This is a genomic window from Rhizobium sp. L9, from assembly GCF_002531885.1.
In the GTDB taxonomy this organism is placed as follows: domain Bacteria; phylum Pseudomonadota; class Alphaproteobacteria; order Rhizobiales; family Rhizobiaceae; genus Rhizobium.
On record NZ_NWSZ01000007.1, the window covers coordinates 109,871 to 121,891 of the forward strand.

Sequence of the window (12,021 nt, forward strand, 5' to 3'; positions counted from 1 at the left end):
CACGGGCCTATTTCGTCGCGCCTGCCGTCAGGCCGGCAATAAACCGCCGCTGGAAAACGAGATAGGTCAGGATTAGCGGGGCGATGACAATGACGGCCCCGGCGGTCAGAACCGGCGTGTTGACGGTATAGCGCCCCTGGAAAAACAGCATACCGAGGGGCAGCGTCCGATAGGCGTCGTCATTCACCAAAATGAACGGAATCAGAAACTCATTCCAGGTCCAGATGAAGAGGAACAGCGCCAGTGTCGACATCGCCGGCACCATCAGCGGTACGACGATCTTGCGTAAAATATAGAATCGCCCCGCGCCATCGAGGACGGCCGCTTCCAGAATTTCTTCCGGCAATTGCTGCATCGCGCTGGCAAGAAAGATCGTCGAGAATGGTATCGACATCGCGATCTGCGGCACGATGACGGCCAAATAGGTGTTGATCAACCCAAGATACCGCATTTCATAATAAAGCGGGATGATGAAGGCCTCCGCCGGCACCATCATGCCGAGTGTCAGGATAGCGAACAGGGTGCGCCTTAGCGGAAAGGACAGATAAGCGAAGGCAAAACCCGTCAGCAGGCCCAGAAGGACGCTTGCCGCAACGACAGGAATGACAACGATGATCGAATTCCAGAAGTAGATGTTGAAATGCCCGGCGTTCCAGGCATCAAGGTAATTTTCGAAATGCGGATAGGCCGGCAGCGCGAATGCGCCCTGCAGAACGTCGGCCTTGCTCTTGATCGAGGTCAGCAGCAGAAGCAGGAAGGGCGTGATCGTTACAGCTGCAAGAAGCCAGAGGACAAGGCGAAGAAAGAGCGGGGCGGCGGGAATGTTGGACTTACGGCTCATCAAGCTATTCCTTTACTTTTTGAGCCCACCAGCCGGTGAATTGCAAAATTGATGGCGAATGTCAGCAGCGCGCCGACAATGGCGATGGCCGCAGCCGCGCCGAACCGATTGAGCTCGAAACCGAGCTGATACATGTAGATATTCGGTACGAGCGTGGCGTTGGCGGGTCCGCCGCGGGTCATTGTAAAAATCAGGTCGAAGCTTTTGATCGAGGCGATGACCGTCAGCAGCAAAACCACCCTGATCTCCGGCATGAGAAGCGGCAGGGTTATCCAGAAAAACGTCTTTCGCGCCGAAGCGCCATCGACTTTGGCAGCATCAAAGAGCGATGGATCGATGCGCTGAATTCCCGTGAGGAAAATGACCATGCAGAAACCGAAGAAATACCAGGTGGCAACGATCCCGACCGCGGGAAGCACGAAGTTGAAATCTCCCAGCCAAGGGAGTGCGAACATGCCTAAGCCCACTGCTCTCAGAAACTGGTTGAACGGGCCGAATGCAGGATTGTAGAGCCATGCCCAGATGATGCCCAACACGGCAGTCGGCATGATATATGGGAGGAACAGGAATGTCCGCAGAGCGAGCTGTTCCCGTTGCTTCAGATTCCAGACGCAGGCGGCAAGACCTATGCCGAGCCCGAGCGGCAGGACGCAGTAGAATATCATCAGCTCGGCATTGTTGCGCAAGGCGATGTAAAAACGATCATCGGAAAAGAGATCGATGTAATTGCCGAGGCCAACCCATTTGGGCACGGTCAAGCCATCCCAACTGGTCAGGCTCAACCCCAGAGCCGCGACAATCGGCCCGAAGACAAAGGCCGCGTAAAGCAGCAATCCGGGGAAGAGATAGATCCAATTGGTATGTTCGGAGCCATCAAGTGGGGAGCGCTTCATTCCGGTACTCCATGAAGCCAAAGCTATGGTCGTCGTGCAGCAAGCCTGAGATCGCGGCGCTGATTTCTTGAAATGATGTCGACGGGACGCAGGCCGCGGAAGGTCGCGGCCTGCGTCCGCGCCATTTATTTCTGACCCTTCAGGTAAGCCTGATAATCCTTGTCCATGGCATCGACAAAGGCTTCAGGCGTGATCTTGCCGGACAGGAGAAGCGGCGTGTTATCGTCGATTGTCTTCAACATCGTCGGGCTCGACCAATCGGGATAGTGGCCGAGAGCATCATTGGCGTTGAGCGTCTTCCACATCTCGATGCCGGCGCTCAGCAGCGGCGTGAGCTTGGGCTTCGCATCCGCCGCAAGCGACGTTGCCGGAAGATAGCTGGCATTGGCCCAGGTTTCGGCAGCCTTTTCCGAAACCATGTAGTCGATATATTCACCGGCCAGGTCCTGCGTTTTCTGATCTTTGGCAAGGCTCGTTATCGCCCAGGCAAGATCCACGCCGCCGACGCTCAGCGGCTTGGTAATGCCTTTCGGGGCAGGAATGGCCATGAAGCCTATATCCTGGTTGTGCTGCATATCACCGAAATACCAGGTTCCCGAGATCAGGAATGCGCCCTGCCCTGATATGAAAAGCTGGACGGCGTCGTCACCCGAAATGCCCTCGAAACCGGGATAGAAATAGCCGCCCTGCGCCCACTTCTGCACCAGTTTTGCGGATTCGATGTTGCCCTTGGTGTTCCAGGAGCCTCCCCTGCCATAGATCAGATCATCAAGCTCGGCGCGATTGCTTGCGTCGATATGGGCTTGATCGATGGCGCCAATCATGTGCAGGGCCAGATGCTGCTTTGCGCTGCCCATCATGAATGGCGCAACGCCCTTTTCCTTCAGCTTGTCGAGATCGGCCAGGAGTTCCTCGAAAGTCTTCGGCAGCGCTATGCCGGCATCGTCGAGGATCTTCTTGTTGTAGTATAGGCCGACGATCTCGGCGAGGCCTGATATGCCGTAGGTCTTACCGACGCCAAACTTTGGCCCATCCCAGCGATCTCGCGCCAGCACGGAATCGGACTGCCGCTTATCCCAGCTGTATTTCTTGATGTAGTCGTCAACCGGCAGGAGCAGTCCTTCCTTGACCATCGCGCCCATATCGCCGGCGCCCTGGTTGACTTTCGTGACGACCGGGCCGTTGCCTGCCGAAACCGCAAGCTTCAGCGTCAACTTCATGTCATCGAAGGTGCGGGCGGTACGCTTGATCGTAACGCCGGGATGCGCAGCCTCGAAGTCCTTGTTCAATTGCTCGATGACCGCACTCTGACCTTCATAGGTCTGGTCGTCCCATACAGCCAGATCGTCAGCGCGCGCCGCCGCCGAAAGGCTGAAGCTTACAAGCGCAGCGCCGGTCAGCGCGACAGCTGCCTTCCATTGGCTTGCCGACAGAATGTTGATCGATTTCACGCTACTTCTCCTCTGTTCCACCTTTATTCGGTTTATTCTCCACTCCCCGTTCAGGCCGGGCGCCACGCACCGGCCGAACGTTTTCTTCCCTCAGAGCTTTGCCGGGCTGGCGAATCTGAGGTAATCGTCAATGCATCAGCCTTCTCGCGGCCTGAAATGACAAAGCCACGCAGGAGGTGGCAATGTGATGGACACCAATTGCTTCATCCGTCCGGCGATTGATGCGGATATCGACGCCCTTTTCGATATCTGCCTGAAAACGGCGAATGGCGGAGACGATGCGAGCGCGCTTTACAGCGACCCGCATCTGCCCGGCTACATCTGGTCGGTACCCTATCTCAAATTCGCCAAAGACTTCGCCTTTGTTCTCGTCCAGAACGACCGCCCGGTCGGCTATGTCGTCGGCACTCCGGATACCAGCGCGTTCGACAGAGACTTGCAGGCGAACTGGTGGCCGTTCGTGCGCCGGGAGATCGCGGGACTGACGCCCGCCCTTCCGCGCGACGCCGACGTGATCGAGCGAATTCACAATCCCCGCAGCGGAACGGCGTGGCTTCAAGACAAGTACCCCGCGCATCTCCACATCAATATTCTTCCCGGGCGTCAGGCAGCCGGCTGGGGACGCAGGATGATCAGCACCGAGCTTCAGGCGCTCAAGGATCATGGGGTCGGAGCCGTACATCTCGGCGTCGATCCGAACAACGAACGCGCCAGGGGCTTCTACCGCCACCTCGGCTTTTCGGAATTCGAACGGGATGGCGGCGTCGCCTTCGCAATGCGGATCGATTAGGGATTCGGCTAGAGTTGACGACGCCGTAGAGTTCATGACATCGGCTCCGCATTTGCGGCGTCCAGCCCATATTTGAGAACCACCGCCGCCGGCATGGCGCTCCAGCCCTGGAGCAGCGAGCCGCGCCCGTAAGGCGGCGAGAAATATTCCACCGCGCCGATCCAGCCGTTGTCGAGGCAGGTTTCCCACCAGCGCGTCAATGCGTAGCGCGCGCCTCCAAGTCCGTGGCGAAGGCGTTCTTCGGCGTAGGCGCCGTCCCAATAAGGCCAGTCCGAGCCGTTATGGTAGCGGTAGGGAAAGGCGGTCTTGGATCGCAAATCGCTTTGCCGCTTGAATGGTGGATAGGCGCACATCACACCCCAACTGCCATAGGGCTGTTCCTGATTGTTGCGCGTTTCCAGTCTGGTTTCAAACGCTCTCAGGAGACCGACAGCCTTCTCCTCTGAAATAGCACTAAATCGCGACAAGGTCAGGCTGTCGAGAGCCAGATGATCCTCGACAAAAGAGCCAGGCGTTCCGTAGTCGAGATATCCTCCCGTTGCCGGCACGAAGAGCCTGGCTTCGATTTCCCGGCGAGCAAGCATTGCGGTTTTGCGCGCATGTTCGGCAAGGCTCGCATCGTGCCCCTCGCCCAGTCTCGCCACCGCATCCATCGCGCCGACGAAGAGGCCGAGATCATAGGAGACAAGGCCGTCACGGAAGACATTGTCGGCCCAATCTCGGTCGTTGCGCGGCTTCAGCGGCAGAACGCTGTCGGGACCGGCCAGACTGACATAGCGATCCATGATCGCCCTCACTGTCGGCCAATGAAACTGCACCTCGGCCACGTCTTTCGTAACGCCGAAATAATCATCCAGAAAAAGAATGAAGAAAAGCGGACTGTCGAAGTGGTCGCTCCACCAATCCTGCGGACGATTATGATATTCCGGAACTGCTCTTTTGTGGTTTTTGGGATTGGCCTTGCAGTCGGCGACGAAGCTCTGCCAGGCATCTGATTGCGCCGGTCCCGTCAGAATAACGCCGCTCGGGGCCTCTCCGTCGGGCTGGATTCCCTTGGCGAGCAGCCGGATCTCGTCGCGCACCGCCTCCGGAGCAAGCGTCAGAAGAGGCTGCATCGTCCAATAGCCATCGCGGTAATAGGTCCGCGCCGGAGCGCTATAGGCCTGTCCGGCGGCAAGGCCGGCGAAGGCGCCGTTTTCGTCGCGCCTTATGCTGGAAAGGGCCGCATGTATGCCCTGGCTGACCATGCTGCGCATCAGCGGGTCGGCCTCAGGCATCATGTCGCAACGCGCCACATATTCCTCGGCTTCGGTGATAATGGCTTCACTGGTGAGATCGAGCGCTCTCTCGGCTTCATTTCTCGAGGCACCGCCGGCAATCCGCAGATCGGACTCTTGAGCTTCCACGATAAGGGCGCCCCAGCCCATTTCGAAAATCTGCCGATGGCCGCTGCGGGACACCTTCGCTTTCGCGTCTCGCCCATCAGGCTCGTGCCACCAGGCGCAACGGCGCGCTGGATAGACGCCCTGCAGGCTCACTCCTTTGATCAGCATCACCGGCAGCGACTGCGCGACGAAAACACCGCCCTGTTTCGAGACGAGCCGGTTCGGAGCGTAACTATATGGGCCGGCGATCGGAGAAAACCGCACGCGCCCCAAGCTGCCGGCACCCCAAAGGGCAAGATCGGCATATCCGTCCGGATGAACATCCGCCTGAAGGCGTGGCGCCATTATAGGCAGCAATACGCCGGCGTCGGCTGAAAGCTGTCCATCCGTCGAGGGCTTTATCATACACAGGTCCCCGACAGCCGCGTTGAGGAACCCGTAGAACGCGAAACGGAGAAACAGCCGAACCAGCCTGAGCCGATTCCTCTTCGGGCGATCTTGGCGCGTGCGCGCTGACCCAGACAATATGTATGGTGCATACTTGTCCACGACCCTCTTCAATCGCGCATATGATTACGCGTTGATCCCCAGCCTACAGGCGGCCCCTCTTTTGTCAAGGACGTAGACAAATTGTCGACTTCCGTGTACTGAATTCGGCTAACGAGACGAGGGTTGAGGACTAAACCCGCCATTTCGCGATGGTTGAGAACCGGACCGACCTTACATTAGGGATACACCTCGAACTAATTGGAACGAGCAGCCGGATGGCAACGACCTCTTCTATCGTACAGACTCCCATCGCACGAAAAATCTCGACCAACGCGGTGATCCGGACCGTGTTGGCCAAGGGGAAGATCTCTCGCGCCGATATTGCCAAGCTGACCGGCTTATCGAAACAGACGATTTCCGATGTCGTGCGCGATCTTGAGGATGAAGGGTGGCTGAAAGCTGTCGGGCAGACCGATGGTCGTCGCGGCCGGAATGCGATCATCTATGAAATCAACGCAAGCGCGGGCCTGGCTGTCTCCATCGATCTCGGAGGCACCAAGATCGCTGCGGCTATCTGCGATCTGTTGGGCAACGTCGTTGCGGAAACCAAAATGCCCACCGATCCACGCGGTGGACCGCATCTCGTCAACCAGTTCAGCGACCTGATCACTCAACTCGCACTTGCGGCAGGGACGACTGCCGACAAGCTGCGTCTCGTCGTTCTCGGCAGTCCCGGCGTTCTCGATCCGGCTACCGGACATATCAATGTGGCGCCGAATATTCCCGGCGTGGACGCGATGGATCTGCGGCAATCGTTCAGCGACAAGATGGGCATACCGGTGATCATCGAAAATGACGTCAACCTCGCCGCGCAAGGGGAGAGATGGCGGGGACACGGCGTCGATGTCGGCAATTTTGCTTTCGTGGCGCTTGGCACCGGCGTCGGCATGGGCATTATCGCCAATGGCGCGCTGTTGCGTGGTGCCCGTGGCGCGGCCGGCGAAATCGCCTATCTTCCACTCGGCGGCGATGCTTTTGATCCCGGCGGTTTTACACTGGGAACCTTCGAGAGCGCGGTCGGCAGCGTTGCGATGCTGCGGCGCTATACCGGTTTCGGCGGCCGCAACGCTTCTACCGTGGCCGACCTCTTCGCGGCGTTCAATGCAGGCGAAACGAGCGCTATCGCCGCAATCGAAGAAACGGCGAGGCTGGTGGCCGTCGCTATTGCCGCCATCGGAGCAACTCTCGACCCCGAGCTGGTGATCACCGGCGGCAGCATTGGTGCAAGGCCGGAACTCGTAAACGCCATCCGCGGTTTTCTGCCGCGTTGCACCCCCTACCCGCCGCGCATCGAGATCAGCCGCTTCGGCAACCGCGCCGCCCTCATGGGAGGCATGGGGATCGCCGTCGAGCGCATGCATGACGATCTGTTCGGTGTAAAATTGCGGGAGGCTTGAACATTACGGCAGGTCGCAATCGGCCGCTGCGCCACTTGCGAAGCGCGGCAAATGCGCTAGATTTTGCGCCATGATCACAGCAACGCAGATACGCGGCGCGCGCGCCATGATCGGAATGAGCATCGAAGAGCTCGCCGCCGCAAGCGGCCTGCCGGTCGAGATCGTGACGGCGTTGGAAAAGGGCGAGTTTGAGGGGGAGCCGCATGCGCTGTTCGACGTGCGCAGTACCCTCGAGGCGCATGGCATCATCTTCCTGTCGAGCGGCAATCAAGATGAAGGCGGTCCCGGCATCCGGTTGCGGGCACGCACATCAACCGATGACGGCATCCGGCCGGAAAATCTCAATGCCGCCAATGATGACTGACCAGATCTATCCGTCAGGTTTCGCGGTCCCATCCTTTATTGCGGGAACCAGGTATCAGAGATAGGTCTTGGCAAGGTCGGCGAGTTTGCCGCCGTCTCTCACGCCCTGCCTGTAAAGCTGAATGATAACCGCACCGATCCTCTCGGCTTCCGGCGTCGTTCTGACCAGGCCGCGTTCGTCGCAGACCTTGTCGAGCACTTGCGAAAGCAGGTCGAGATCTTCCGAAAAGAGCGGTAGATCATGCGGATGAATTGATGATCGTAACATCACGCCGCACTTCCCTCCGAGGGCAAACGCCTACACGCTTGCATCGCCGGCCGCCCTCCGCAACCGGCAATGAAGTTATTATGCGTGAGGGTCCTAACTTTAGCAACTGCGCAAATTCCTGCGGAAGAAATTTTCCTCCCCGCGCGTGCAGCGTGTTTTGCAGGAGGGATCTGCGAATGCAACGTTGAGTAAAAAACACTTTCCCTCCCCGTCCAAGTCTTATCTCCAGCCACCAGCCTGATCGTTTCCACCGCCCGCGACGCCGTCGAATATCTGAACCGATGGCCGGGCAAGCGGGGGCGCGATTATCGCGTTGAGCTCCAATATTGTCCTGATGCGCTCGATCGGCTGCGCAGCCCGCACGCCACAGGAGTTTCCTTTGTCACAGCGGCGAAGGCCACAGGATTACCGGTGTGAGAGCGGCTCAGGCGTGTTGCGCTTTTTTCAAATTCGCTGTTCGCGGCTTGATCCTGATCCCGGCGTTGCCGTAACGTGCTTCAGCCCTTGCAGCGGCCGCCAGCGGCGATGAACGGCGGATCGATGAAGCCTTCGGTGATCACCTTAGCGGTCAGCTCCATCACTCGTTCCTCGGCAAGTTCGGCAAGCGCGAGGGCGACGTCGCCCTCCGACCAACCGGCCTTGACCGCCTCGTCCGACAGAGCTTGGAAAGCACCGGCAAGGGCCTGCCTGCAAGTTAGAGTCTGGTTCATATCCACCATGCGCTCGCACCAGGCAATCTCTGAGAGGAACAGTCCTAATCTACACATATTCGCAAAAATGCGAAACGCTAAAAGGTTCTCTGAAATTCAAAACCAAGCCTGTCGGCCTAAAACTCTGTACAGTCTTAACAAAATAGACAGCTTTTCGTCCGTCTATTGATGGGCTTCAAAAATAACCAGAAAAGCTATTTTTCGACCACTCCCGTCAAGGGAGCATTTCATCACATGATTTACTTCACGTGGTCAAAATCAAATCAGATAGACTGACGATTTTCTCCACCTGATGACATGGATCCGAAGTCCGGCCGTTTTCAGCATCTTCGCGTTCAACTGTCAATCAGCTCCGGGATATTCCCGCCGCGAGCATGACCATCACTCGCATCGTGGTGAAGAGGAGCTTAAAGCGGTTCGGCCGATGGGCATCGGAGGATGCGGCGAATGCCGACCGGCGTTGATCACCTTATTACCATAACGGCACCACACTGCCGTCAAAGTCCGCCGTACCATTGCCTCGGCACGTGCAATTTTTTCAGGAGGTAAAATGTCTATCGAACTGGACGCTACTACCTATGTTCACGCCAAGCCGACGACTGCTCATTCCTATATCCTGCCGACCGTTGTCGATGTTCTTGAAAACACTTTCCACGAGGCTAGCGAAACGGCGGTCTTTGATCTCGGCTGCGGCACCGGCGGCGCTGCCTCGGTGCTTGTGGAGAAAGGCTACGACGTCGTGGGCGTCGATCCGTCGGAGGACGGTATTGCGAAAGCGAAAGCGGTCCATCCCGATCTTCCGCTGGAAATCGGTTCCGGCTACGACGATCTTTCCAGCCGCTACGGGACCTTCGATGCGGTGATCAGCATAGAGGTGGTGGAGCATGTTTACGACCCGAAGGCTTTCTCGGCAACCATGTACGATCTGGTGAAACCGGGCGGCATTGCGGTCGTCTCGACGCCTTTTCACGGTTACTGGAAAAATCTGGCTTTGGCCGTAAGCGGAAAGATGGATGACCATTTCATGCCGCTCAAAGAGCATGGCCACATCAAATTCTGGTCCCCGGGGACGCTCAGCACGCTGCTGCTCGACACAGGTTTCGAAGACGTCGACTTCGAATATGTCGGAAGAATTCCGCTTCTGGCAAAATCGATGATTGCAATCGCGCAGAAACCGCACTGACGGCCCGTTCTCTACCGCAGCCACGCACGCGCTGCACTCACATTTATCGTGATGTTCTGACTGGGATTTCAAGGGGATAAATGGTCGGGGCGACTGGACTCGAACCAGCGACCCCTTGACCCCCAGTCAAGTGCGCTACCGGGCTGCGCTACGCCCCGACCTGCCGAAACGGCTTGATTGCTTTATGAAATCGGCCTTCATAGCGCAAGGGGAAAATGAGGGTCGTGGAATAAAAATAGAACGGAAGCCGTCGAAAAGCACAAATCGGCGCAAACAGTCCCCCGAAAGTCCCACGCGATGTTTCCGATGGCGAATTCGTTGACCACCCTTTCCATTTGAAACGCAAGGCGTGCTCAGCCTTCAATGACGGAGTCTCGTCGTCTGCAGTAGAAGCGAGCTCATTTGCAATCTGCGCCCGACCTTTGGCGATTGCAGCTTTCTTTTCATCAGCGATGGCTTTGACTACCGCCAACCGATGCTCGCGCTTGTGTCGTGCGACTGATGCGCCTACCGGAGTTACATTCACAAATCCAACGCGAGGTGTCGAGGTGGAAACCGGCGGTGCGGAGCATCATGTGCACGTGTTTCTCGCCGGTTCGCAAAACTTCGAATGCGAGTGGTATGCCAGGAAGAAGCTGTTTGCAGATAATGGCTCGGCTAAAGGCTATTGATCGCCAACAGACTCTTGATGTCGAAAAACAATCGCGAAACCGAGCCTGAAGTCCGATGTCACCACATGCGGACATGGTGGGGTTGTTTGATTCACCGCGGTCAGACCACCATTTGCTTTTGGTCTCACTGCTCTACCTCAATCTACAGAGACAGTGGAGGAAGTCGCAGTGCGTAAGCCGATCATATTGTTTGCCTTTGCCGCGTTCGCCCTACCCGCTGATGCGATGGCGCAGTCGCCTGAGCTCGAGGATACCTGCAAATCCGTGGCAAAGAGTTTCTTCATGACCGATCAGCTCGCTATCGGCACCGTGCAATCCTTTCCCGAGTTGAAGCCGCCGGGTGTCCGCATGTCCTATTCGACGCGGCAGGGAACCGCGCCGGCCGAAATGACCGACATATTCGAATGCGAGTTCGACAAGGCGGACAAGCCGCACAACCTGGCGGGCTTCTGCGTGTCGAGCACGTGCTATTCACCGAACGCCGATGACGGTGACCGCAAGCGCCGCTTCGACGAAATGCGCATTCTCCTCAACCGCGCTGAGAAATAGGACGGGCGCCGTGCTCGGTATGATGGCAATCCCGCCAGGCCGGACACTGCGCTTCGCTTCGAAGCGACGCCGGTAGCTGGGGTGCTGATCGACGCTAACATGGAGCACAGCGCCGAGGGCTGCACAGGACCACCCTGGTCGGGATCGCGACCGACTTTTTAAACCGAACTCAACCCACCGTTGCAAGTCAATCAGGCGGAAGTCTCTTACGTCAATATGATTCCACTGACATCAGTTCGCCCGGTAACGTTCAGATTGCGACGACCTTCAGCCGGCCTTCGGCGGTCTGGCGAGGCTGCCACGCCCGATAATTGGCAACCGAAAAATGCGGAGTTTCGAAAGGCGTGGCGTGGGTTTCGGTGACGACGGTGACATCGGCGCCGGCGGCCTCGCCGGCAAGAATGCCGGCAACTGCATCTTCGAAGACCAGGCAGTTCACGGGATCGACGCCGAGGCGATTTGCACCGAGCAGATAACCTTCTGGGCTCGGCTTGCCCGATTTGACAGTTTCACCGCTGATCATCACCTTTGGCATCGGAATGCCGGCTGCAGCCATGCGGCGCCTGGCGAGTTCGATCGGCGCCGAGGTGACGATCGCCCATCTGCCGTCGGGGATAGCGTTGAGGAAGCGGACGGCATCGGGGATTTCGACGATGCCGGCGACGTCCTCCATCTCCTCGGCCAGCAGCAGATCCGCCTCGTGCGCCGGATCAACACCCGGCAAGCCGAGGCCGCGGATCACGTCGGAGGCACGGATGCCGTGAATCGTTTTCAGGAAAACCTCCGGCTCGAAACCATGGCGTCTTGCCCATTCACTCCAGACGCGCTCGACGACGGCAATGGAATTCAGCAGCGTTCCGTCCATATCGAAGAGGAAGGCGTCATAGGATCTATCGAGGACGTCGTGGTGACCGGACACGGGTGTTTCCTTGCGAGCACGAGGCAGCCCGGGCCTCTCCGGCAGGCGAGTA

14 protein-coding genes and 1 tRNA gene are annotated in these 12,021 nt (G+C 58.0%); 6 read left to right on the forward strand and 9 right to left on the reverse strand.

Translation table 11 applies throughout. The features are described from left to right. Positions 1-7: 7 nt before the first annotated feature. From CO660_RS08860 to CO660_RS08870, 3 genes are all read right to left on the reverse strand, one after another. Entirely contained in the window at positions 8-841 is an 834-nt protein-coding gene (locus tag CO660_RS08860) for a carbohydrate ABC transporter permease (protein WP_097598403.1), read from the reverse strand. Further along, on the reverse strand, positions 841-1,734 hold the full coding sequence (locus CO660_RS08865) for a sugar ABC transporter permease (protein WP_097598404.1): 894 nt from the start codon (positions 1,732-1,734) through the stop codon (positions 841-843). The genes CO660_RS08860 and CO660_RS08865 overlap by 1 nt, the downstream gene beginning before the upstream one ends. A gap of 125 nt (positions 1,735-1,859) precedes the next feature. Beyond that, positions 1,860-3,206 (reverse strand): extracellular solute-binding protein, encoded by a 1,347-nt coding sequence (locus tag CO660_RS08870; RefSeq protein ID WP_085777737.1) that lies wholly within the window; start codon positions 3,204-3,206, stop codon positions 1,860-1,862. 166 nt (positions 3,207-3,372) lie between these two features. Here CO660_RS08870 and CO660_RS08875 point away from each other — a divergent pair, with 166 nt between their 5' ends. Next, positions 3,373-3,975, forward strand: coding sequence for a GNAT family N-acetyltransferase (locus CO660_RS08875; RefSeq protein WP_097598405.1), 603 nt, complete (start codon positions 3,373-3,375; stop codon positions 3,973-3,975). Between the two features lie 32 nt (positions 3,976-4,007). On the opposite strand, the gene CO660_RS08880 is transcribed toward CO660_RS08875, so the two are convergent. After that, positions 4,008-5,765 (reverse strand): glycogen debranching protein, encoded by a 1,758-nt coding sequence (locus tag CO660_RS08880; RefSeq protein WP_097598406.1) that lies wholly within the window; start codon positions 5,763-5,765, stop codon positions 4,008-4,010. Positions 5,766-6,124: 359 nt separating this feature from the next. Between CO660_RS08880 and CO660_RS08885 the strand changes: the two genes are divergently transcribed. Continuing rightward, complete coding sequence (locus CO660_RS08885; protein WP_097598407.1) at positions 6,125-7,306, forward strand: ROK family transcriptional regulator; 1,182 nt, start codon at positions 6,125-6,127, stop codon at positions 7,304-7,306. Positions 7,307-7,376: 70 nt separating this feature from the next. Further along, on the forward strand, positions 7,377-7,670 hold the full coding sequence (locus CO660_RS08890; RefSeq protein WP_097598408.1) for a helix-turn-helix domain-containing protein: 294 nt from the start codon (positions 7,377-7,379) through the stop codon (positions 7,668-7,670). A 54-nt stretch (positions 7,671-7,724) separates the two neighbouring features. On the opposite strand, the gene CO660_RS08895 is transcribed toward CO660_RS08890, so the two are convergent. After that, positions 7,725-7,937 (reverse strand): hypothetical protein, encoded by a 213-nt coding sequence (locus tag CO660_RS08895; RefSeq protein ID WP_064801730.1) that lies wholly within the window; start codon positions 7,935-7,937, stop codon positions 7,725-7,727. 237 nt (positions 7,938-8,174) lie between these two features. Between CO660_RS08895 and CO660_RS08900 the strand changes: the two genes are divergently transcribed. Continuing rightward, positions 8,175-8,354 (forward strand): DUF982 domain-containing protein, encoded by a 180-nt coding sequence (locus tag CO660_RS08900; protein WP_097598534.1) that lies wholly within the window; start codon positions 8,175-8,177, stop codon positions 8,352-8,354. 80 nt (positions 8,355-8,434) lie between these two features. On the opposite strand, the gene CO660_RS08905 is transcribed toward CO660_RS08900, so the two are convergent. After that, positions 8,435-8,656, reverse strand: coding sequence for a hypothetical protein (locus CO660_RS08905; RefSeq protein WP_097598409.1), 222 nt, complete (start codon positions 8,654-8,656; stop codon positions 8,435-8,437). Between the two features lie 541 nt (positions 8,657-9,197). Between CO660_RS08905 and CO660_RS08910 the strand changes: the two genes are divergently transcribed. Next, entirely contained in the window at positions 9,198-9,830 is a 633-nt protein-coding gene (locus tag CO660_RS08910) for a class I SAM-dependent methyltransferase (RefSeq protein ID WP_085777731.1), read from the forward strand. A gap of 81 nt (positions 9,831-9,911) precedes the next feature. Here the strand turns inward: CO660_RS08910 and CO660_RS08915 are convergent. Together CO660_RS08915 and CO660_RS08920 are read right to left on the reverse strand one after the other, a co-directional pair. Further along, positions 9,912-9,988, reverse strand: a tRNA-Pro gene (locus tag CO660_RS08915). Then, entirely contained in the window at positions 9,979-10,302 is a 324-nt protein-coding gene (locus tag CO660_RS08920; protein WP_176536257.1) for a hypothetical protein, read from the reverse strand. Before CO660_RS08920 ends, CO660_RS08915 begins: the two co-directional genes overlap by 10 nt. A 367-nt stretch (positions 10,303-10,669) precedes the next feature. On the opposite strand from CO660_RS08920, the gene CO660_RS08925 reads away from it, so the two are divergent. After that, on the forward strand, positions 10,670-11,050 hold the full coding sequence (locus CO660_RS08925) for a hypothetical protein (protein WP_097598411.1): 381 nt from the start codon (positions 10,670-10,672) through the stop codon (positions 11,048-11,050). Between the two features lie 250 nt (positions 11,051-11,300). On the opposite strand, the gene CO660_RS08930 is transcribed toward CO660_RS08925, so the two are convergent. Further along, positions 11,301-11,969 (reverse strand): HAD family hydrolase, encoded by a 669-nt coding sequence (locus CO660_RS08930; RefSeq protein ID WP_097598412.1) that lies wholly within the window; start codon positions 11,967-11,969, stop codon positions 11,301-11,303. Between the last annotated feature and the right edge of the window lie 52 nt (positions 11,970-12,021).